The 23,827-nt window shown below is 47.2% G+C and carries 16 protein-coding genes and 1 CRISPR repeat array; of the genes, 15 read left to right on the top strand and 1 reads right to left on the bottom strand.

Features of this window, described 5'->3' with window-relative positions; all coding sequences use genetic code 11:
- Positions 1-126 precede the first annotated feature (126 nt).
- Positions 127-1,650 carry a putative polysaccharide biosynthesis protein gene (locus H9Q79_RS00900; RefSeq protein ID WP_118648417.1) on the bottom strand — a complete coding sequence of 508 codons (1,524 nt, stop codon included), beginning with the start codon at positions 1,648-1,650 and terminating at the stop codon, positions 127-129.
- Positions 1,651-1,789: 139 nt separating this feature from the next.
- On the opposite strand from H9Q79_RS00900, the gene H9Q79_RS00905 reads away from it, so the two are divergent.
- The 15 genes from H9Q79_RS00905 (at position 1,790) to cas4 (ending at position 23,795) form a co-directional block, all read left to right on the top strand.
- Positions 1,790-2,251 (top strand): RrF2 family transcriptional regulator, encoded by a 462-nt coding sequence (locus H9Q79_RS00905; protein WP_118648419.1) that lies wholly within the window; start codon positions 1,790-1,792, stop codon positions 2,249-2,251.
- A gap of 12 nt (positions 2,252-2,263) precedes the next feature.
- Positions 2,264-3,463, top strand: a complete 1,200-nt coding sequence (gene nifS, locus H9Q79_RS00910; protein WP_118648421.1) for a cysteine desulfurase NifS — start codon at positions 2,264-2,266, stop codon at positions 3,461-3,463.
- Between the two features lie 36 nt (positions 3,464-3,499).
- Positions 3,500-3,937, top strand: coding sequence for a Fe-S cluster assembly scaffold protein NifU (nifU, locus tag H9Q79_RS00915; RefSeq protein WP_118648423.1), 438 nt, complete (start codon positions 3,500-3,502; stop codon positions 3,935-3,937).
- A gap of 1 nt (position 3,938) precedes the next feature.
- Positions 3,939-5,021, top strand: a complete 1,083-nt coding sequence (gene mnmA / locus H9Q79_RS00920) for a tRNA 2-thiouridine(34) synthase MnmA (protein WP_249329010.1) — start codon at positions 3,939-3,941, stop codon at positions 5,019-5,021.
- The gene (locus H9Q79_RS00925) at positions 5,018-5,809 is read left to right on the top strand and encodes a histidinol-phosphatase HisJ family protein (RefSeq protein ID WP_249329011.1); all 792 of its coding nucleotides are present in this window, start codon (positions 5,018-5,020) and stop codon (positions 5,807-5,809) included. Before mnmA ends, H9Q79_RS00925 begins: the two co-directional genes overlap by 4 nt.
- Before the next feature lie 116 nt (positions 5,810-5,925).
- Positions 5,926-6,945 carry a type I glyceraldehyde-3-phosphate dehydrogenase gene (gap, locus tag H9Q79_RS00930; protein WP_118648429.1) on the top strand — a complete coding sequence of 340 codons (1,020 nt, stop codon included), beginning with the start codon at positions 5,926-5,928 and terminating at the stop codon, positions 6,943-6,945.
- Positions 6,946-7,031: 86 nt separating this feature from the next.
- A complete protein-coding gene (locus tag H9Q79_RS00935) occupies positions 7,032-8,237 on the top strand; it encodes a phosphoglycerate kinase (RefSeq protein ID WP_249329012.1) in 1,206 nt (401 codons plus the stop codon).
- Between the two features lie 172 nt (positions 8,238-8,409).
- Positions 8,410-9,159 (top strand): triose-phosphate isomerase, encoded by a 750-nt coding sequence (gene tpiA / locus H9Q79_RS00940; protein WP_118648431.1) that lies wholly within the window; start codon positions 8,410-8,412, stop codon positions 9,157-9,159.
- Positions 9,160-9,750: 591 nt separating this feature from the next.
- Positions 9,751-11,352 (top strand): L,D-transpeptidase family protein, encoded by a 1,602-nt coding sequence (locus H9Q79_RS00945; RefSeq protein ID WP_249329013.1) that lies wholly within the window; start codon positions 9,751-9,753, stop codon positions 11,350-11,352.
- 315 nt (positions 11,353-11,667) lie between these two features.
- Positions 11,668-14,301: a pyruvate, phosphate dikinase gene (gene ppdK / locus H9Q79_RS00950; RefSeq protein ID WP_118648437.1), complete on the top strand. Its 2,634-nt coding sequence runs from the start codon at positions 11,668-11,670 to the stop codon at positions 14,299-14,301.
- 1,131 nt (positions 14,302-15,432) lie between these two features.
- A CRISPR array of direct repeats spans positions 15,433-17,353; the repeat unit is 31 nt; unit sequence GTCGCTCCCGTTTGGGAGCGTGGATTGAAAT.
- Positions 17,354-17,622: 269 nt separating this feature from the next.
- On the top strand, positions 17,623-19,761 hold the full coding sequence (gene cas3, locus H9Q79_RS00955; RefSeq protein WP_249329014.1) for a CRISPR-associated helicase Cas3': 2,139 nt from the start codon (positions 17,623-17,625) through the stop codon (positions 19,759-19,761).
- Between the two features lie 94 nt (positions 19,762-19,855).
- Positions 19,856-20,518 (top strand): type I-C CRISPR-associated protein Cas5c, encoded by a 663-nt coding sequence (gene cas5c, locus H9Q79_RS00960; protein ID WP_249329015.1) that lies wholly within the window; start codon positions 19,856-19,858, stop codon positions 20,516-20,518.
- Entirely contained in the window at positions 20,515-22,245 is a 1,731-nt protein-coding gene (gene cas8c / locus H9Q79_RS00965; protein ID WP_249329016.1) for a type I-C CRISPR-associated protein Cas8c/Csd1, read from the top strand. The genes cas5c and cas8c overlap by 4 nt, the downstream gene beginning before the upstream one ends.
- Complete coding sequence (gene cas7c / locus H9Q79_RS00970; RefSeq protein ID WP_249329017.1) at positions 22,246-23,136, top strand: type I-C CRISPR-associated protein Cas7/Csd2; 891 nt, start codon at positions 22,246-22,248, stop codon at positions 23,134-23,136.
- A complete protein-coding gene (gene cas4, locus H9Q79_RS00975) occupies positions 23,136-23,795 on the top strand; it encodes a CRISPR-associated protein Cas4 (protein ID WP_249329018.1) in 660 nt (219 codons plus the stop codon). Before cas7c ends, cas4 begins: the two co-directional genes overlap by 1 nt.
- Positions 23,796-23,827 lie beyond the last annotated feature (32 nt).

Consider the following 23,827-nt stretch of genomic DNA (forward strand, 5'->3'; position numbering starts at 1 on the left):
CCCCACCGTCGTTATAATACTACAATTGAGAAGGTTTGTCGATAATAAAAAATAAAATCATGTTCTCCGAAGCTCATCTCATTCCTTTTGCCCGCTGTCTGTGATATTACACGGATCCTGTACCACTCACTTCTTTTTCGTATATTTTTTCCATTCTTCGGGAAAGAAAAGAAGATAGATCACTCCCATGATAAGCAGCGACAGGAAGAGCTGCAGCAGCGGTACCCCGATGGACAGACGTGACAGAAGGTTTTCAGCCAGCAGGCTGCAGCCCAGGCTGACCAGCAGGGCGCGCGCGGGTTTTATGATGTAGCAGACAGCATCGAAATGGAAAGGCGTCAGGTGATACAGGAACAGCAGGTTCAGGCAGGTGATGGATAGTTCGCTGATCAGCAGGCCCCAGAGATAGCCCAGTATGCCATACTGCGGGATGAGGATCATCACGAAGAGGATTCGGATTCCCAGACCGATAACATTTTCAATGAAACTTAAATTAGTTTTGCCCAGACCGTTCAGGATGCTGGACAAGGTTGTGTTCAGGTAAAGGAACGGGCATATAAAAGCGAGTATTTTCAGAAAAACTCCGGTATCGGTGCTGTCAAACAGCAGTGTTCCGATGGGGTCCCCGAAGCAGAAAAATACGCCGATGGAAAATATGCCCAGTATCAGACAGTAGTGAATGGTAGATTCGATGGTCCGGCTGATACTTTTCCAGTTTCCTATCGCCTGGTCTTCCGCGACGCTGGGCAGGAGCATGACGGCGATGGAATTCGTGATGGCAGATGGGAACATTATCATGGGCAGCGCCATTCCGGTCAGAACCCCGTACAGGCTCAGGGCGGCTGAGGCGGTCAGGCCGGAAGCTTCCAGCTTGCCGGGAATCAGGATTGTTTCAGTGCTGTGAAGGACTGTGACCAACACATGGTTCAAGGTCAGCGGCAGAGAGAGCAGGAGAATCTCCCGCGTGTAGGTCATGGGCTTTTCCAGGGTATGTACGGCATAGTGGTATTTGCCGAATTCCAGGTTAATGGCGATCAGTGAGAACAGGCAGGAGGCCAGCTCGCCGGCCAGCACGCCGGAGACCGCCAGCAGAGCGCCAGGCTGCGTACCCTGCTGCAGGCTGATGGAGTAAAAGAGGAACGAGACCCCCACCCGGACTACCTGCTCCAGAAGCTGTGAGAGGGAAGGGATTCCCGTCTTTTTCCGCGCATAATAATAAGCACTGATGCAGGAATGAATACAGGAAAATGGCAGCGAAAAGGATAGCAGCTTCAGCAGAGGTACACACCGTGTTTCGTGGAGGATGGCGGCGCCCAGAAATCCGGAGAACCGATGGAGTAGGAAAGCGGCTGCGATGGAGAGGGTCAGAGAGATTATCAGGCCGGTGATCAGAGTGTCAAAGGCGGCTTTTTTATCTCCTTTTGCGAATTTTGCTGAGATGGAACGGGAAAGCACCGAATGGATGCCGACGGCACAGAGGGCCAGGCACAGCGTGTACAGCGGAGAGGCCAGCTGATAAATTCCAATCTGTTCCGCACCAATTGTTCTCGAAAGGAATATTCTATAAAAAAAGCCTATAATCCGGCTCAGAAAGCCTGCGGCTGTCAGAATCAGTGCACCCCTCAAAAACCCTTTTTTCGTGTTGGACATATAACTGCTCCCAAAAAGTCCTTTACCCCTAATTTATGAAAAGATTAGGCTTGACAGAACTGTTAGGCGGTGATATTCTAAGGATGAACAAAAATCCGAGTAATTTAGTCGGAATTATTATTGAGAAGGTGGAACGGATATGAAGCTGTCTACAAAGGGAAGGTATGGGCTTCGGGCGTTGATTGACCTGGCTGTGCATGAAAAAGAGGACACAGTTTCCATCCAGAGCATATCGGAACGCCAGGGCATCTCAGAGAGCTATCTGGAGCAGCTGGTGAGGCTTCTGAAGAAGGCTGGACTGGTTGTCAGCGTGCGGGGAGCCGGAGGAGGCTACCGCCTGGCTAAGCCGGCGGATACCATATCGGTAGGAGATATTCTGCGCGCTCTCGAAGGCGATCTGAAAGCGGTTGCATGTTCGGCTTACCAGGAAGAGCAGGGCTGCGAAGGAGCAGACTGCTGTGTGACCAAGTTTGTCTGGAAGAAAATCAATGATGCGATCACCCACACGGTGGATTCCATCATGCTGGGTGAATTGGTCGGAGAAAGCAGGAGGCTTTTGGAAAAGAATGGCGGGGAGCCAGTCCAGAGATGTAAGAATTAAAGAAAAGAGGAGATAAAACCTATGATTTATTTAGATAATGCGGCTACAACAAAGACCGCTCCGGAAGTGGTAGATGCAATGCTTCCTTATTTTTCAGAGCTGTATGGCAATCCGTCCAGCATCTATACGATTGCCGGCAAAAGTAAGGAAGCCATAACAGCCAGCAGGGAGACAATTGCCGGAGTGCTGGGTGCGAAACCGGAAGAGATCTATTTCACAGCAGGCGGAAGTGAAGCGGATAACTGGGCGCTGAAGGCAGCCTTTGAGGCATATAAGGGCAAGGGCAACCACATCATTACTACGAAGATTGAGCACCACGCGATCCTTCATACCTGCGAATATCTGGAGAAGGAGAGGGGCGCACGGATCACTTATCTGGACGTTGATGAGGACGGGGTAGTGAAGCTGGATCAGCTTGAGAATGCCATTACGCCGGAGACTATCCTCATATCTGTGATGTTTGCCAACAATGAAATTGGCACGATCCAGCCCATCAAAGAGATCGGCATGATTGCCAGGGAGCATGGAATTCTGTTCCATACGGATGCGGTTCAGGCTTTTGGCCAGGTACCGATTCCGGTGGATGAATACGATATCGACATGCTCAGCTCCAGCGGGCATAAGATCAACGGCCCGAAGGGAATTGGCTTTCTGTATATCCGGAAAGGGGTGAAGATCCGGTCCTTCGTCCATGGGGGCGCCCAGGAGAGAAAGCGGCGGGCCGGCACCGAGAATGTTCCGGGAATCGTGGGCTACGGTGTGGCTGCCAGACGCGCGGCGGAGACCATGAGAGAACGGACACAGAAGGAGATCCAGCTCAGGGATTATATGATCCAGAGAATCAATGCCGAAGTCCCCAACTGCAAATTAAATGGACATCCGTCCAGGCGTCTGCCGAACAACGTGAATTTCAGCTTTGAATTTGTCGAGGGAGAATCCCTTCTGATCATGCTGGATATGGAAGGCATCTGTGCATCCAGTGGGTCGGCCTGTACTTCAGGATCTCTGGACCCGTCCCATGTGCTGCTGGCCATCGGCCTGCCTCATGAAATCGCCCATGGTTCTCTGCGGTTGACGCTCTCGGATGAAACTACGAAGGAAGATATCGATTTTACCGTTGATAAGATTAAGGAAATTGTGAAGAAGCTTCGCGCCATGTCACCGTTGTATGAAGATTTTGTGGCGGGAAAGACGAAATCCATGATACAGTGAGAAAATAATCTGAAGTTCAGAATGGAGGAATATAGAATGTACAGCGAAAAAGTGATGGACCATTTTCAGAATCCCAGGAATGTGGGCGAGATCGATAATGCCAGCGGTGTTGGAACTGTGGGCAATGCAAAATGCGGAGATATCATGAGAATGTACCTGGATATCGATGATAACGGCATTATACGGGACTGCAAGTTCAAGACCTTCGGATGCGGCGCCGCGGTGGCTACCAGCAGCATGGCTACAGAACTGGTCAAGGGAAAGACAATCCAGGAAGCTCTGGAAGTGACCAACAAAGCAGTGATGGAAGCTCTGGACGGACTGCCGCCGGTGAAGGTGCACTGTTCTCTGCTGGCAGAAGAGGCGATTCATGCGGCTCTCTGGGATTATGCCGAAAAGCATCATATTAAAATAGAAGGGCTGCAGAAGCCTAAGTCGGACATCAGCGAGGGAGAAGAAGAGGAAGAATATTAAAATGGCACGGGAAACAGTGGTCGTTGGAATGTCAGGGGGCGTGGATTCCTCGGTGGCCGCCTGGCTGCTTCAGAAGCAGGGATACCGGGTGATCGGGGTGACCATGCAGATCTGGCAGGAGGAGGATGAATTTACTCAGGAGGCTGAGGGCGGGTGCTGCGGACTGTCTGCGGTGGAAGACGCCAGGCGAGTGGCGCAGGTTCTGCAGATCCCATATTATGTGATGAATTTCAAGCGTGAGTTCAAAGAAAGAGTGATTGACTATTTCACAGAGGAATATCTTCATGGGAGGACGCCGAATCCATGCATTGCCTGTAACCGCTACGTGAAATGGGAGGCTTTGCTGCAGAGAAGCATTGAGATCGGCGCCGATTATATCGCGACCGGACACTACGCGCGGATTGAGCGGCTGTCCAACGGCCGCTATGCCATACGCAATTCGGTGACGGCTGAAAAGGACCAGACGTATGCGCTGTACAGCCTGACTCAGGAGCAGCTGGCCCGCACGCTGATGCCGGTAGGGGATTACACAAAACCCCAGATCCGGGAGATGGCGGAGAAGGCCGGACTTCCGGTAGCGGACAAGCATGACAGCCAGGAGATCTGTTTTGTGCCGGATAAAGATTATGCAGCATTCATAGAGAAAAATGCCGGCAGGAAGATGCCGGAAGGGAATTTTGTCAACAGTGAAGGCGAGATTCTCGGGCGCCACAGGGGGATTACCCATTATACGGTGGGACAGCGCAGAGGTCTGGGGCTGCCCATGGGCCGCCGGGTGTTTGTGCGGGAAATCCGTCCGGAGACAAACGAGGTAGTCATCGGTGAAGGGGATGAAGTCTTTTCCGGGACGCTGAAGGCGAATCATATCTCCTTTATGGCAGTCCCCGAAATGGATATCGGTGAAGAGGGCCACTTTGTGACGAAGATCCGCTATGGACACAGAGGCGCCGGATGCCGGGTGAAAAGGACAGGACCTGATGAAATTCAATGCACATTTGACGAGCCGGTCAGAGCGGTGACGCCCGGACAGGCAGTCGTATTTTATAAGGACGGCTGCGTGGCCGGAGGAGGTACAATTTTATGATATCAGATTGCCATATGCATACTTGCTTTTCTGATGACAGCAATACGCCGGTGGAGGCTATGGCAGAGCAGGCCATCAGCCTGGGAATGAAGCGAATCTGCATCACAGACCACTACGACATGGATTTTCCGGACGGCGAGTTCACGCTGGACACGGCCGCTTACTTGAGGAAGCTGGAAGAGGTCAGGGAAAAGTACAGCGATAGGCTGGATCTATGTGTGGGTGTGGAGTTGGGGCTTCAGCCACATTTGAAGGAAGAGATCAGCAGGTATCTGAACGAATTTTCCTTTGATTTTGTGATCGGATCAGTTCATCTGGTGGACGGGGTAGACCCCGATGACCGGGATGAGATTAAAAGGACGGATGAAGAGATGTACCGGGAGTATTTCCGGTTCACATTGGAGTGCGTAAGGAATATACGTGGCTTTCAAAGTTTGGGCCATATGGATTATGTGGTGAGGTACGGCTATCAGAAAGAAAGAGATTATTCCTATTATAAATATGCGGACATCATAGACGAGATTCTCCGGGAATTGATCCAAAGGGATATCGCTCTGGAAATGAATACCGGAGGTTTCAAATACGGCCTGGGCTTTCCCAATCCCCACCCGGATATCCTGAAGCGTTACCGGGAACTGGGAGGCACGATGGTGACCGCAGGTTCAGACGCTCACAGGCCGGAGCAGATAGGGTATCAATTCCAGACGTTGAAGCAGATTGTGTCTGACGCCGGGTTTGACTGTCTCACGGTATTTAACGGAAGAAAACCGGAGTTTATAAAAATATAATGGAAAAGCCGGCGTTTTTTGGAAATAAGGGCTTGAATTTTCAAAGATAATTAGGTAGAATATAGTGCAGGTTGAAACTAAATCAATTTTAAACACTTTTAGGAGGAATTAAAATCATGGCAGTAAGAGTAGCGATCAATGGTTTTGGACGTATCGGGCGTCTGGCTTTCAGACAGATGTTTGGTGCAGAAGGTTATGAAGTAGTTGCAATTAACGATTTAACATCTCCGAAGATGTTAGCTCATTTGTTAAAATATGATTCATCTCAGGGCAAATATGCTCTGGCAGACACAGTTACCTCTGATGAAGAAGCAGGCACCATCACTGTAGACGGACAGACAATCAGAATCTACAAAGAGGCTGATGCCGCGAACCTTCCCTGGGGAGAACTGAAAGTTGACGTTGTTCTGGAGTGTACCGGTTTCTACACCTCCAAGGCTAAAGCAGAGGCTCATATCAAAGCGGGCGCAAGAAAAGTTGTTATCTCCGCTCCGGCCGGCAATGATCTTCCGACCATCGTTTACAATGTAAACCATGAAGAATTGAAGGCTACCGATACTGTTATTTCCGCAGCTTCCTGCACTACCAACTGCCTGGCTCCTATGGCAAAGGCCTTGAACGAGCTGGCTCCGATCAAATCCGGTATCATGGTAACGATCCATGCTTACACCGGCGACCAGATGACTCTGGACGGACCGCAGAGAAAAGGCGATCTGAGAAGATCCCGTGCAGCAGCTGTTAATATCGTTCCGAACAGCACCGGCGCTGCCAAGGCAATCGGCCTGGTTATTCCGGAACTGAATGGAAAGCTGATCGGAGCTGCACAGCGTGTGCCGACCCCGACCGGTTCCACCACCATCCTGACCGCAGTTGTTGAAGGAACTGTGACGGTTGCCGACATCAATGCCAAGATGAAAGCTTCCGCTACCGAATCCTATGGATATAATGAGGACGAGATCGTTTCTTCCGATATCATTGGAATGAGATATGGTTCTCTGTTTGATGCTACTCAGACAATGGTTCTGCCGCTGGACAACGGAACCACAGAGGTTCAGGTTGTTTCCTGGTATGACAATGAGAATTCCTATACCAGCCAGATGGTTCGTACGATCAAATACTTCTCTGAGTTACAGTAAATAGTTTCATTGATTCAGAACCCAAGGGGTCCGGTCTGTTTGGACCGGGCCCTTTTAATGCTAATTCTATTCAGGAGGAAATGAATATGCTGAACAAAAAATCCGTGGATGATATTAATGTAAAAGGAAAAAGAGTCCTGGTACGCTGTGACTTCAATGTTCCTTTAAAGGATGGAAAAATTACTGATGAGAACCGTCTGGTGGCCGCTCTGCCTACCATCAAGAAGCTTGTCAATGACGGCGGCAGGGTGATTCTCTGCTCCCACCTGGGCAAGCCGAAGGGAGAGCCGAAGCCGGAGCTGTCTCTGGCGCCGGTGGCCGTTCGTTTAAGCGAACTGCTGGGACAGGAAGTGAAATTTGCCGCTGATCCGGAAGTGGTCGGCCCCAACGCAAAGGCCGCTGTAGAGGCCATGAAGGACGGGGATATTGTGCTTCTGGAGAATACCCGTTACCGCGCAGAGGAGACCAAGAACGGAGAAGCCTTTTCCAAAGACCTGGCTTCCCTGTGTGATGTCTTTGTAAATGACGCGTTTGGAACCGCGCACCGTGCGCACTGCTCCAACGTAGGCGTTACCCAGTTCGTGGACACCGCCGCTGTGGGCTATCTGATGGAGAAAGAGATTGCGTTCCTGGGCAATGCTGTGGAGAATCCGGTTCGTCCCTTTGTGGCAATTCTGGGCGGCGCCAAGGTTGCGGACAAGCTGAATGTGATTTCTAATCTGCTGGAAAAATGTGATACGCTGATCATCGGGGGCGGTATGGCATATACCTTCCTGAAGGCTCAGGGTAAGGAGATCGGAAAATCTCTCGTAGATGACAGCAAGATAGATTATTGCAGAGAAATGATGGAAAAGGCTGAAAAGCTGGGCAAAAGGCTTCTGCTTCCTGTAGATACCACTATCGCAGCTGATTTCCCGAACCCCATCGATGCCCCTATTGAGGTTAAGGTAGTGTCCGTGGATGATATCCCGTCTGATATGGAGGGTATGGATATCGGGAATAAGACCGCAGAATTGTTCGCAGAAGCGGTAAAGAGCGCTAAGACTGTCGTATGGAACGGCCCCATGGGCGTGTTCGAGAACCCGACCCTGGCAGCCGGAACCATCGCGGTGGCAAAGGCTCTTGCAGAGACAGAGGCAACTACGATCATCGGCGGCGGCGATTCTGCAGCGGCGGTGAACCAGCTGGGCTTTGGTGACAAGATGAGCCACATCTCCACCGGCGGCGGCGCATCGCTGGAATTCCTGGAAGGCAAAGAGCTTCCGGGCGTGGCAGCGGCTAACGATAAATGACCGAAAGCAACTTAGCGATTGGCAAGCCGGAGGCGCAGCCAGAGCTTAGTGCGAGGCCGTTTCTGAACCTTAGCGAGTCGTAGACGAGCTTAGTTGAAGAAACATCCGAAAGCAATTTAGCGATTGGCAAGCCGGAGGCGCAGCTATTAATTTATGAAAAGAGGATAAGAACATGGCAAGAAGAAAAATTGTTGCAGGAAACTGGAAAATGAATATGACCCCCAGTGAGGCTGTCGCACTTGTTGAGACGCTGAAACCGCTGGTTCAGAGTGATGAAGTGGATGTGGTATTTGGAGTGCCGGCGATCGATATTGTTCCGGTTGTTGAAGCCTGCAAAGGAACGAATATTGAAGTTGCTGCAGAGAATATGTATTTTGAGGAAAAAGGCGCTTATACCGGCGAAATCGCTCCGGCGATGCTGGTTGACGCAGGCGTTAAGTATGTTATTCTGGGCCATTCTGAGAGAAGGGATTACTTCCATGAGACCAGTGAGGATGTGAACAAGAAAGTCCTCAAAGCATTTGAGCACGGCCTGACCCCGATCATGTGCTGCGGAGAATCTTTGGAGCAGAGAGAGCAGGGCATTACTATGGACTGGATTCGCCAGCAGGTAAAGGTCGGCTTCCAGAACGTAACAGCTGACCAGGCAAAGACCGCTGTCATCGCTTATGAGCCGATCTGGGCAATCGGTACCGGAAGGACTGCCACCAGCGAGCAGGCAGAGGAAGTATGCAAAGGGATCCGTGAATGCATTGCTGAGATCTACGATACAGATACGGCGGAGGCAATCCGCATCCAGTACGGCGGTTCGGTAAACGCGGGCAATGCGGCTGAATTGTTTGCGATGGCAGATATCGACGGCGGCCTGGTGGGCGGAGCGTCACTGAAGCCAGATTTTGGGAAGATCGTTAACTACAAATAAGAAAAATCTGGCGGCCGGAAAGGCAGCCATGAAAGCTAAGGCACGGGATGAAGGTCCCGTGCCCTTTTATGGAGTAGAGGATACATTTATTATACAGGTGGCTGCAACAGGCAGAGAACCCCTGATGCGGGGTAAATCTGCTTTTGACGGCCCGGTGTACCATAATAGCACGTAAAAAAGTGTATCTAAACATGTATATAATAAGAAGAAAGTACATTCAAAAAGCAAAAAATGCGCTCCATTTTTTGCTTTGCAAAGGCTTATTATATGCAAATATTTAAATATATAACAGGAATGTTACAGAGCGGAATCGCCCGCTGAGGGGGTAAAAAAATGGAAAACCCGCATTTTGGCTGTTTGATAGCGGTCAGAACTGGAAATTTACTGATAACAGGCTGGTAAAAAAATAGAAGAAAAAATGTGATAGGTTATTAAGATAATATAAAGCTTTTCTTAAAATGTTTATGTTATGATACTCAGGTATCATCGCGGTAACTGGTGTGGGCATTGAGCCGGCGGCACAAATAAGGGGTGTGCTGCCGCAGAAGGGGATGACTCCGCTGGTCACATCAAAAAGGAGAGTAAGGGAGTATGAGTAACGAACAATTTGAAGAAGGGCTGGAAAAACAGCTGGAAAACATGCTGGGTTTTTCACCCGGCACGGAGGCGGGCAATCCGTCTCAGGCAACTTCAGTAAGCAGCCAGGCTGGGGAGCAGGTGCCGCCGGAGGAGGGAAAGCAACAGAAGAAGCCGGGTAAGAAGAAGAAAAAGGGCAGGCGAATCGCACTTATGATTCTGCTGCCGGTGGCCGTGCTGCTCTGGGTATACCTGGTCTTTGCTTATCAGTACCAGGACAAGTTTTTCAGAGGCACGATTATTAATGGAGTGGATTGCGGCGGCATGACAGTCTCACAGGTGGAGGACCGGTTAGAGAAGCTGACAGAGGATTACAGCCTCGCAATCACGTTCCGGGACGGGAAGACAGAGAAGCTCCAGGGAGATGAGATCGGTTATTCCTATGTCTCTGACGGAAGCGTGCAGGAGATCAAAGACCGCCAGGTGCCAATCTTCTGGATCACAGGATATTTTACCCAAAGTGTCAATGAGGCGACTGCAGGCGCCTCCTATGATGCGGCCAGGCTGGAGAAAGCAGTTTTTAGCATTGATGAGATTCAGGAAACTCAGATGACTGCTCCACAGGATGCATATGTGGCATGGCAGGAGGACGGCTTTGCAGTTGTACCGGAGGTTGCCGGGAACCGGCTGGACCGGGAGAAGCTGCTTCAGGCGGTACGGGAGGCAGTGGCTGCGGGAGAGACGAAGCTGGACGTGGAAGAACTGGGGATATATGAAGAACCTTCGATCAAGCAGGATGCCGAGGAACTTGTGCAGCAGGCGGAGGAACTGAACCGGCTGGTTTCCAGCAGCATCACTTATACGCTGCCATCAGGCAATCAGGTGCTGGACGGAAGCGTCCTGAAAGGCTGGCTGGTCCAGGATGAGCAGGGCAGATACCGAAAAGATGAAGAGGTGTGGAATCAGAACATCCGGCAGTATGTGGCCGATATGGCGGCCGCTGTGGACACGCTGCATAAAGACATGACATTCCATGCTACCGGAATTGACCCGGTGACTGTGCCCAATGAAGTATTCGGCTGGCAGATAGATCAGGAAGCGGAGATCGCCCAACTGACGTCAGAGCTGCAGAACAGCGTTGTGACGGTCCGGGAACCGGTCTACGCGAGCCGGGCTGTTGCCGCTGAAAATAACGGAATCGGCACTACATATGTGGAAATTGACCTGAGCCGGCAGCACATGTGGGTCTATGAGAACGGCCAGCTGTGGATGGAGACGGATATCGTGTCCGGGAAGATGACCCACGACCGGTACACGCCGCCGGGCGTCTTTCAATTATATAATAAGGAGAGGGAGAGATGGCTCCGCGGGCCGAAGAAGGAAGACGGCAGCTATGAGTGGAATGCGTTTGTGAATTACTGGATGCCGTTTAATGAAGCCATCGGCATGCACGATGCCTCCTGGCAATATGATTTCGGAGGAACATACTATGTCTATGGAGGTTCCCGCGGCTGTATCAATATGCCGTCTGATCAGGCGGCGAAGCTATATGATTGGATTACTGTAGGTATACCGGTCATTACATATTATTCGGAAGATATAGAATTTATCGATTAAAGGGTGTGCAAAACCGGAAGCATTCAGGCCTGTGAGAAACAGGCGGTAATACTTCCGGTTTTTGTTTCGTGAAATTATCACAGAAGTTTCCTTTAAAATGCATAAAACAACAGCGCTTTACCGAAAATGGAAATATAGCCCTGAAAATTAGAAAAGAATGGAACGATTAGTTCTTGACTACGGAAGGTTTTATGTTAAAATAAATGTGTGCGCCCAAAAAGGTTGCACTTATCTATTGTATGTGAGTATTACCCGGAACATTCCGGGAATACTTTACTAATTAACTAATTCTTATATTTAGGAGGAAAGAGTAGCATGGCAAACAAATGGGTCTATTTGTTTACAGAAGGAAATGCAAGCATGCGTGAGCTTCTCGGCGGCAAGGGTGCGAACCTGGCTGAGATGACTAACTTAGGGTTACCGGTACCGCAGGGCTTTACCATCACGACGGAGGCTTGTACCCAGTATTATGAAGATGGCAGAATGATCAATGATGAAATCATGGGCCAGATCATGGAATACATCGGCAAAATGGAAGAGATCACCGGCAAGAAGTTCGGTGACAAAGAGAATCCGCTGCTGGTATCCGTACGTTCCGGAGCGAGAGCATCCATGCCTGGTATGATGGATACTATCCTGAACCTGGGACTGAACGAGGACGTTGTAGAGGTTCTTTCCAAGAAATCCGGCAATCCCCGTTGGGCCTGGGACTGCTATAGAAGATTTATCCAGATGTTCTCCGACGTTGTTATGGAAGTCGGCAAAAAATATTTTGAAGAGCTGATCGATAAGATGAAAGCTGAAAAGGGAGTTACACAGGACGTTGACCTGACCGCCGACGATCTGAAAGAGCTGGCCCGTCAGTTTAAGGAAGAATATAAAGGCAAGATCGGTTCTGATTTCCCGAATGATCCGAAGGAGCAGCTGATGGAAGCGATCAAAGCTGTATTCCGTTCCTGGGACAACCCGCGTGCGAATGTATATCGCCGTGATAATGATATTCCGTACTCCTGGGGTACTGCCGTTAACGTTCAGATGATGGCATTCGGCAACATGGGCGAGACATCCGGTACCGGTGTTGCATTTACCCGTAATCCTGCAACCGGCGATAAGAAGCTGATGGGTGAGTTCCTGATGAACGCCCAGGGTGAAGACGTTGTTGCCGGCGTTCGTACTCCGCAGCCGATCGCACAGCTTCATGAGACCATGCCGGAAGTTTACGATCAGTTCGTGAAGATCTGCGATACTCTGGAAGATCATTACAGAGATATGCAGGATATGGAATTTACTATTGAAGATAAGAAGCTGTACATGCTGCAGACCCGTAATGGTAAGAGAACTGCCAAAGCTGCTCTGAAGATTGCCTGTGACCTGGTAGACGAAGGCATGATCACTGAGGAAAAAGCTGTCAGCATGATTGATCCCCGTAACCTGGATTCCCTGCTGCATCCGCAGTTTGACGCTGACGCAGTTAAAAAGGCTGCCCCGATTGCAAAAGCTCTGGCTGCTGCTCCCGGCGCTGCCTGCGGCAAGATCGTCTTTACCGCTGATGATGCCAAAGAGTGGGCTGCAAGAGGCGAGAAGGTAGTTTTGGTCCGCCTGGAGACCTCTCCGGAAGATATCGAAGGCATGAAAGCATCCCAGGGTATCCTGACTGTACGTGGAGGAATGACCTCTCACGCAGCCGTTGTTGCCCGTGGAATGGGCGCCTGCTGTGTATCCGGATGTTCTGCAATCATCATGGACGAGGCTAATAAGAAGTTCACTCTCGCTGGAAAAGAGTATCATGAGGGAGATATCATTTCCTTCGACGGTACCACCGGCAACATCTATGACGGTGCTATCCCGACCGTAGACGCTGTAATCGCCGGCGAATTCGAAAGAATTATGGGCTGGGCTGACAAATATAGAACCATGAAGGTCAGAACTAACGCGGATACTCCTGCTGACGCTAAGAAGGCCCGCGAGCTGGGCGCGGAAGGAATCGGTCTGTGCCGTACAGAGCATATGTTCTTTGAAGGCGACAGAATTGATGCTTTCCGTGAGATGATCTGCTCTGAAACTGTAGAAGAGAGAGAAGCTGCACTGGACAAGATCCTTCCGGAACAGCAGGGAGACTTTGAGAAGCTGTATGAAGCTCTGGAAGGCTGCCCGGTTACCATCCGTTTCCTGGATCCGCCGCTTCATGAGTTTGTTCCGACCGATGAAGAAGATATCAAGAAACTGGCAGAGTCCCAGGGCAAGAGCGTTGAGCAGATCAAAGCGATCATCAACGGACTGCATGAGTTTAACCCGATGATGGGTCATCGTGGATGCCGTCTGGCAGTTACTTATCCGGAAATTGCCAAGATGCAGACCAAGGCTGTTATCCGTGCTGCTATCAATGTTAAGAAAGCTCATCCGGATTGGAACATCGAGCCGGAAATCATGATCCCGCTGATCGGAGATATCAAAGAGCTGAAATATGTGAAGAAATTCGTAGTTGAGACCGCTGACGCCGAAATCGCAGCAGCAGGTTCCGACATGAAATACGAAGTAGGTACCATGATCGAGATCCCGAGAGCAGCCCTGACTGCCGATGAGATCGCAAAAGAAGCTGAGTTCTTCTGCTTTGGTACCAACGACCTGACTCAGATGACTTTCGGCTTCTCCCGTGACGATGCAGGCAAGTTCCTGGATGCGTACTATGACGCCAAGATCTTCGAGAACGATCCGTTTGCCAAGCTGGATCAGACCGGCGTCGGCAAGCTGATGGAAATGGCAGTAGAACTGGGCAAAAAGACCCGTCCGTCACTCCATTGTGGAATCTGCGGCGAGCACGGCGGAGATCCGAGCTCTGTAGAATACTGCAACAAACTGGGACTGGATTATGTATCCTGCTCACCGTTCCGTGTACCGATCGCAAGACTGGCAGCGGCACAGGCAGCAATTTCTCAGAAGAATGCATAAATAGAACTGTTACGATGCAAAGGCGATTATCCTGCCGCTGCAAAAATCAGTATCCATTAAAGAAATAGAAATCAGACCTTTGGCTTAACCGCCAAGGGTCTTTTTTTATCCGCATAGTACCTGAAAAGCCTTGAAAAACAAGGAAAACCTGTGTATAAAACTGGAATTTGATACACATCAAAAAACGAAACTGTAGACAATCATGAGGATAGCGTTTTTTGCAGATGTACGCTAAAGACGCTTACATCGTGACAAACTTGTTACGATGCAAAGGCGATTATTCTGCCGCTGCAAAAATCAGACCTTTGGCCTAACCGCCAAGGGTCTTTTTTTCACGTAGCACTCATGAAGACTTGAAAAACAAGGAGAATTATGTATAAAATTGGAATTATATTCAAAAAGTATACTGTAAAAGATCATGAGAAGAGTATTTTTTGGGATGGACGCTATAAACGATTGGTTTATAGCAGCAATAAATAGAGCATTTATTTTTGAACGCATGTTATCTAGTAATTACTAAAAGGTAGATTTTAATATTACCAGATTATGTAAGTCTCTTTTGTAAAATACTATATGGTAGCAGTATTCGAATGAGAGTATAATATACTTGTAAATTTTTGGTGAAAAGGATGCCATTGCATAAAGTGTGAAATAAAAAAGAAGCGTATAGGAAAAATCCTTTTAGATCAAATTAATTAAGTTATTAGACGTTCTTTTGATAGTTAAGAAGGTAATAAGGTCATATAATAAGGGTTTCTAATCTGGAAGTTACAAGGTTAAGCGTGACGGATAAAGTGCCTAAATTTATAAAATGGTTAATGAATGTTCAGAAGGATATTGAAGCAAATAAAACTATAGTTGTTAATATGCAATAGGTTAAAATTCGAGTTTTATACAATTATAAAACAGCGTTATATGCCACTTTAATTGAAAAATGGTGGGAGCTGTAGTTATATATGGTGCGAAAGGCAAGTGAACATGAAATGTCAGGGAGATTCGCACTGAAAGATGGTAGGAAAATATGCGACTTTGGTGTTTACTTATACAAATAAATGGTGTAATATGTAAAATATACAGATAATTATTGGAGACTTTGCATGATTTTTGAATGCGATATTGTGCATGTTTGCCGTCGCTCCCGTTTGGGAGCGTGGATTGAAATACATCATAATAAGGTGTATCAATCTTTCTCTGGTTCGTCGCTCCCGTTTGGGAGCGTGGATTGAAATGCCACCTATAGTAGATTCCAAAGCTAAATATCCCGTCGCTCCCGTTTGGGAGCGTGGATTGAAATAAATTAAAGATAGCTGTAACTACAGAAGACCATGTCGCTCCCGTTTGGGAGCGTGGATTGAAATTTGATTAACACCCTTAGATATTATTTTGAAAAAGGTCGCTCCCGTTTGGGAGCGTGGATTGAAATGTATCCGCTCCTATTATAGTCACCCGTGGGATTGTCGCTCCCGTTTGGGAGCGTGGATTGAAATGATGAATTTCAAAGTGAAACTAACCACTACTGTTCGTCGCTCCCGTTTGGGAGCGTGGATTGAAATACTACAACCTAAAAATTATAAAGGTGCAACAAACGTCGCTCCCGTTTGGGAGCGTGGATTGAAATACCGCTTGTTCAGCGCTAGTTGCTTTTGCAAGCGCGTCGCTCCCGTTTGGGAGCGTGGATTGAAATTTCATATGTGTATTCCTCCCTTCGGGAAATCCAAGTCGCTCCCGTTTGGGAGCGTGGATTGAAATCAGTGGGCGTGGATTCGGGAGACAGTGATTTCAGGTCGCTCCCGTTTGGGAGCGTGGATTGAAATATGGAAAGCAAGTGGAAGCCGTCAGTCATTGTGAGTCGCTCCCGTTTGGGAGCGTGGATTGAAATCGCGCGGATACAATACTGGTGGATTGGATCGGAGGTCGCTCCCGTTTGGGAGCGTGGATTGAAATACTTAACATCTCTCGGCTTAAGCGATTCTGCTTTGTCGCTCCCGGTTGGGAGCGTGGATTGAAATAGGCTATTGTTATTTTTAAAATCGGAACTAAACGTCGCTCCCGTTTGGGAGCGTGGATTGAAATTGAGAATCCGCACCGTTTGAAAAACTTTTAGAAGTCGCTCCCGTTTGGGAGCGTGGATTGAAATGCACTGTTCGCATTAGTAATTGCAATGTTAGCCGTCGCTCCCGTTTGGGAGCGTGGATTGAAATAGGATTAGCAGATAAGATCAAAGATGCAATACGCCGTCGCTCCCGTTTGGGAGCGTGGATTGAAATCGTCCAGGGGACAATTGACTATTACACAAAATCGTCGCTCCCGTTTGGGAGCGTGGATTGAAATTCTGCCCATATCTCAATTTCCTGCAGCCCGTCCACCGTCGCTCCCGTTTGGGAGCGTGGATTGAAATCGCCAGATTATCCGCCAATTCTCCGGACTTGTTCAGTCGCTCCCGTTTGGGAGCGTGGATTGAAATTACCTGCTCAGATTTTGGATAGGGCTTCCATGCGGTCGCTCCCGTTTGGGAGCGTGGATTGAAATTCTGTGCTGGATATAAGTTGCTATTAAGAGATTTAGTCGCTCCCGTTTGGGAGCGTGGATTGAAATGCCACATAAGGTTTTGAAAATCCAGTTGTTACGTCGCTCCCGTTTGGGAGCGTGGATTGAAATATCTGTCTGCCCGCTCTGGCCGGCATACTGTGCGGTCGCTCCCGTTTGGGAGCGTGGATTGAAATCGTCCGTACTGGTCATACGTACCGTCCCATACAAGTCGCTCCCGTTTGGGAGCGTGGATTGAAATATTGACACGGCCCTGGATCATTACGGTTACAACGTCGCTCCCGTTTGGGAGCGTGGATTGAAATTCAAACATGGGCATGGAAGAGACGCTCCGGGGTGTTGTCGCTCCCGTTTGGGAGCGTGGATTGAAATATCCGGTCACTTTCCCGGCCACCGTGGGAACGTCCGTCGCTCCCGTTTGGGAGCGTGGATTGAAATTGATACCATTCCCTGCGGCTCTGCTGTTCCTTAGCCGTCGCTCCCGTTTGGGAGCGTGGATTGAAATAAATGACACATATAATGCTAATCAGTTTATGAAGTAAGCGTGAATTAATTTATCGTTACCCGGAGCGTCATTTCTTCCGGTGTCGTGATCCGTTTAGAAATGTGTTTTGATATGGCCTGATTAGTAAGAATAGCTGTCTTGTTTAATGCCAACTGTATTTGAGGTGTAATTGCGATAATGTGATAGGATATTAATCTATATATTCTATCTGCGTTGCCTATAAAATGTTATGTGAGATCGCGCTGCAAATCGATGCAGAGGAGGATAATATGGAATATCTAGCGCATGTCGAATCCGATAGAAAGCAGAAATTAATAGACCATTTAATTGGATCAGCAGAAATTGCGGGTAAATTTGCTCAGACATTTAATGCTTATGAGTGGGGTTATTGCTGTGGATTGTTACATGATATTGGTAAATATTCAAATGAATTTCAAAGGAAACTTTTAGGTGAAGATATTCGTGTGGATCATTCTACAGCTGGAGCTCAATTGTGCTGGAATAGGAAAGGGCTGTATTCGTTTCTGAGTTATTGTATTGCTGGTCATCATGCAGGTCTTCCTGATACTGGGGAATGTGCGGATACAGGTAATGCCAGTTCTTTAATGGGAAGACTGAAGAAAACAGTCACGGACTATTCAGCGTTTCAACAAGAAGTAACTGTCCCAGAGTTGAATAATTTTCCTTTTGCGTTGCAGGATATTAAAAATCGTGATTTTACCTTTAGCTTTTTTATTCGGATGCTATATTCATGTTTGGTGGACGCTGATTTTTTGAATACAGAATTTTTTATGAAAGATGGCTGTGTAAAAAGGGAACCTGGATGCTCCATGGAGCAGTTACTTAAACGACTGAAAACCGGCATTTCCGGATGGCTGGAAAATACAGATTTAAGTACGGTTAATGGCAGAAGAACGGAGATTTTAAAGGGGTGTATGGCGAAAGGCAGAGAAAAAAGAGGGCTGTTTCGTTTAACTGTCCCAACAGGCGGAGGCAAGACAGTTGCATCTTTGGCTTTTGCCTTAAATCATGCGGTGGAAAACAAGTTAGACCGTATTATATACGTAATACCGTACACGAGCATAATAGAACAAAACGCGGAGGTATTCAGTGGATTTCTGGGAAAAGAAAATGTTCTGGAAGATCATTGTAATGTAGATTATGAATGTGATGAAGAATTAAAGCCGATGCAATTAGCTGCAGAGAATTGGGACAAACCTGTGGTTGTTACGACAAATGTGCAGTTTTTTGAATCGTTGTTTGGCAGCAGGTCTTCAAAATGCAGAAAACTACATAACATCGTTAATAGCGTGATTATCTTTGATGAAGCTCAGATGCTGCCTAATGATTATCTCAAGCCCTGTATTGCGGCTATGGAGGAGCTTATAAAGCGATATCGCGCAAGTATTGTTCTTTGCACAGCTACGCAGCCTGCGTTGGAGCCGTTTTTTTCAAAAGACCTGCAGGCAGTCGAACTGTGTCCTAATATAGAGAGCCAATTTGAATTTTTTAAGCGGGTTACACTGAGAAATATGGGGCGGATTTCAGAGGCGGAATTAATTAACAGCCTGGGGCAAGAAAAACAGGCTCTTTGTATTGTTAATACGAAAAAAAGGGCCCAGAGTATTTATCAAAAGATTCGGGGAGAAGGAATTTATCATCTGTCAACCTGTATGTATCCTGAACACAGGAGGAGAGTGCTGAAACGGATACGCAGCCGGTTAAAGAGCGGGTTAAAATGTATTGTTATTTCTACCAGCCTTGTAGAAGCCGGCGTGGATCTGGATTTTGAAGTCGTCTATAGACAATTAGCTGGAAGTGATTCTATCATTCAGGCAGCGGGCAGATGTAACAGGGAAGGCAAACGGGCTTGTGACGATAGTTTTACATATATTTTTCAATTAGATGAAAAAGAGTTTATGCCGGGGCAGAGACAGCAGATGGCAGTTGCTGAAATGCTCATTGACCAGGAAAAGGATCTGACTTCGCTGGAAAATATTAACCGGTATTTTGAGATGCTGTACCATTACAGGTCAGAGAGCCTTGATAAAAAAGGTATTATTGGCCGATTTAGGAAAAACAGATATTCGTTTGCTGAGACCGGAAAGGATTTTAGACTGATTGAGAATAATACTGAGACGATATTCATTAATCAGGAAAAGCAAGCAGATGAGATCTTAAGAAAAATTGAACATATGGGTATTTCCAAACGTCTCATGCGAGAGGCAGGAAAATATTGTGTGAGCGTTTATGAGAATGATTTTCAAAAACTGTATGCGGCAGGCATGCTAGAAGTGATTTCAGAAGAGCTAAAGGGAAGCTTTTGGGTTTTAAAAGACAAAGCTCAGTATTCTGAAGAAATGGGGCTGATTATGGATGTTGAATATGGAAGGGCAGTATTGCTGTAGAGTCTTTCCTTAGATATGCGGGGAAATGTCAGTCACCAGAAAGCAAGTCTGCTTAGGACGGAAAAATGAATCAGTGTGCGGAAGGAGGAAAGCAGTGGCGGTAGGTGTTAAAGTAAGGGTCTGGGGTGATTATGCGTTGTTTTCCAGGCCGGAGATGAAGGTAGAACGCTGTTCCTATGATGTGATGACACCATCAGCGGCCCGCGGAATATTGGAAGCGGTATATTGGCATCCAGGAATGAAATGGGTGATCGACCGGATTTATGTGGTGAAACCGATTCAGTTTACCAGTATCAGAAGAAATGAGGTAAAGAGCAAGATCTCTGCAAATAATGTGCTTTCCGCATATAACGGTGCATTAAAACCTTTGTATATCAGCAGCAAGGCTGAAATTGTGCAGCGTGCTTCACTGCTTCTGTGTGATGTGGAATATGTGATAGAAGCACATTTTGAGATGACGGAACAAGCGAATGAGACAGACAATCCAGGTAAATTTAAGGATATCATCATGCGCCGTCTCCGCAGAGGTGAATGCTATCATACCCCTTATTTTGGCTGCAGAGAATTTCCGGTGAACTTTTGCCTGTGTGAGGAGGATGCAATTGTTACCGCTTATGATGGGGTGGAAGAAAAAGATCTGGGTTATATGCTTTTTGACATGGACTATTCTGACCGGGCAAATATACAGCCAATGTTTTTCAGAGCTGTGATGAAAAACGGTGTTTTAGATCTGCGGGATTGCGAGGTGATTCGATGATTCTACAGGCATTGGTAGAGCATTATGAAACGCTGGCTGAGGCAGGCAAGGTTTCAAGAAAGGGCTGGTGCCATGCGAAGGTTTCCTATGCCTTAAATATTTCACTGGAAGGAGAATTAAAGGCAGTTGTTCCGCTGCTGAAGAGTGAAGAGCGGGGAAAAAAGACAGTGTGGCTGCCAACACTGATGGAGGTTCCACAAATGGTGGCACGTTCTTCAGGTGTTTCAGCCAATTTTTTGTGCGACAATTCAAAATACTTTTTGGGAATAGACCGGGAGGGATGCAGCCCGCGTACCAGGGATTGTTTTGAAGCAGCCAAAGAAAAACATCTGAAAATATTACAGGAAACAAGTTGTCCTGTGGCCAATGCAGTAAAATTATTTTTTGAGAAATGGAAGCCGGAACTGGCTTCTGATCATGTGGCCTTGCAGGATTTGTTAGATGAAATAACAGAGGGGGGCAATCTGATCTTCGAGGTAGGGCTTGAGTATCCACAAAGTAACGATGAAGTCAGGAAGGCCTGGGAAGGGGCAAGCAGCTCAGATGTGCCTGAGCAATGCGGGATCTGCCTGGTGACGGGGCGGAAAGAAGAAATTTCAAGAATTCACGGCACCATTAAAGGTGTGCCGGGGGCGCAGTCCAGCGGGGCGGCATTGGTTTCATTTAATGCCGCATCCTTTGAATCCTATGGGAAGGAGCAAAGCTTCAACGCTCCTGTAGGCAAATATGCAGCTTTTGCATATACAACCGCTTTAAATTATCTGCTTACACAGAAGCAGTACGTTTTTCAGCTGGGGGATACGACAGTTGTGTTTTGGGCAGAGGATGGCGAAGAAGCGTATCAGGATATTTTTAACCTTTCGATTGAACCAATCCAGGATAATCAGGAAACGCTTAAGGGATTTTTTAAAAATCTGGCAGAGAATCGCCCGATTGATGTGGGAGATATCATTCTGAATCCGGAACAGACATTTTATATATTAGGACTGGCTCCAAATGCGGCGCGGCTGTCAGTACGATTTTTCTATCAGGATAGTTTTGGACATATTTTAACGAATATAAAGAAGCACTATGACCGCATGCGGATGGTAAAACCATCCTGGGAAACCAGGGAATACCTTGGGATTGGAAGGATGGTATTTGAGACGGTAAACCAAAAATCAAAAGATAAAACGCCAATTCCAAACATGGCTGCGATGACATTAAAATCAATGATCTCAGATAGCAGGTATCCGGAAAGCCTTTACAGCAATCTGATGATAAGAATTCGGGCGGAGCAAGGCAGAATTACCTGGGGGAGAGCGGCGATTATTAAAGCATTTTTAATTAAAAATCGTTCTATAGAGAAAGGAGAGACTCTTATGGGATTGGATGAGGAACGGGAAGATAAAGCATATATATTAGGCAGGTTGTTTTCTGTGATGGAAGCAATTCAGGAAGCAGCGAATCCTGGGATCAATTCTACGATACATGACCGCTATTTTAATTCTGCAAGCGCTACGCCGGCGGCGGTTTTCCCTATTTTAATCAGGCTGATGAACAGTCACATGAAAAAAATTGCCAGAGACAAAGCCGGTGCCAAAATCAATTTAGAAAAGCAGGTAATAAAATTGATGGGGCAGATAGAGGCGTTTCCCAAGAGGCTGACGCTTGATGAACAGGGAATGTTTGATTTGGGATATTATCATCAGACAGAGAAAAGATACACAAAAAAGGAGGAAAAATAAATGAAAGAGGCTATAAAAAACAGATATGAATTTGTGATACTTTTTGATGTGGAGAATGGAAACCCAAATGGTGATCCGGATGCTGGAAATATGCCCAGAATTGATCCTGAAAGCGGTTTTGGCCTTGTAACAGACGTTTGCTTAAAACGTAAAATCAGAAATTACGTGGAAACGGTAAAGGAAGATGAAGAAGGCTATCGCATTTATATAAGAGAGGATGTCCCGCTGAACCGAAGTGACAGTGAGGCCTTTAAATATTTAGGCGTTGATGAAAAATCTGTTAAGGAACTGAAAAAGAAAGATCCCGGAGCAGATGAAAAGATAAGGGATTTTATGTGCAGTAACTTTTATGATATCAGGACATTTGGCGCTGTGATGACGACCTTCGTAAAGGCGGCATTAAACTGTGGTCAGGTAAGAGGGCCCGTGCAGTTAGGTTTTGCCAGAAGTATTGATCCAATTATCAGTCAGGAAGTGACGATTACGAGAGTCGCAATAACAACGGAAAAGGACGCTGAAAATAAGAGTACGGAAATGGGCAGAAAGAATATCGTGCCCTATGCGGTGTATCGTGCAGAAGGGTATGTTTCAGCCAATTTAGCCAGAAAGGTAACAGGATTTTCGGAAGATGACCTGGAGCTTCTATGGCAGGCTATTATTAACATGTTTGAAAATGACCATTCGGCGGCGCGCGGAAAAATGGCAGTCCGGGAATTGATTGTTTTTAAACACAGTAAGGAATTGGGTGACTGTCCTGCCTATAAATTATTTGAGTCTGTTGAGGTCACAAGAAAAGAAGGTATTCAGTACGCAAGAAAATATGAGGATTATACAGTTAGCATACATGAAGACAGGATACCGGATACAGTAGAGATGATGCGGAAAATATAATGGAATATAACGAAGATGATTATCTGATGATATCAGGTATCCAGCATTTTAAGTTTTGCAGGAGGCAATGGGCACTCATCCATATAGAACAACAGTGGGACGACAATATACATACCGTTACTGGAGAATTAATGCATAAAAAAGTGCATGATCCTGATGTAAGGGAAAAACGTAAGGATGTAATTATTTCCAGGGCCATGCCGGTTTCGTCCAGAAATCTCGGGATAAGCGGTGAGTGTGATGTGGTAGAATTTCATAAATGTGAAGAAGGCATAAAGCTATACGGGCATAGAGGCTGCTACCGTGTATATCCTGTTGAGTATAAAAAGGGAAGTCCGAAGATAACAGAGGAAGATATTCTTCAGCTGGCGGCACAGACCATGTGCCTGGAAGAAATGTTTTCCACATTTGTTGGAGAAGGCGCGATTTTCTATGGTGAGACACGCCGGAGAGAAGTTATCGCTGTCACTGAGGAACTGAGAAAACAGGTAAAGGATATGTTTGCGGAGATGCATCAGTATTATGAAAGACAATATACTCCACGGGTTAAATATACAAAAGCCTGTAATTCCTGTTCGCTGAAAAATATATGCCTTCCCAAACTGGGAAGAGCCGTTTCAGTAGAAGATTATATTGATAAAATGTTAAAGGATAGCTGAGGAGATATGTGGGTTATTTGACATGGGCTGCT

This window comes from Wansuia hejianensis (assembly GCF_014337215.1).
GTDB classification, from domain to species: domain Bacteria; phylum Bacillota; class Clostridia; order Lachnospirales; family Lachnospiraceae; genus Scatomonas; species Scatomonas hejianensis.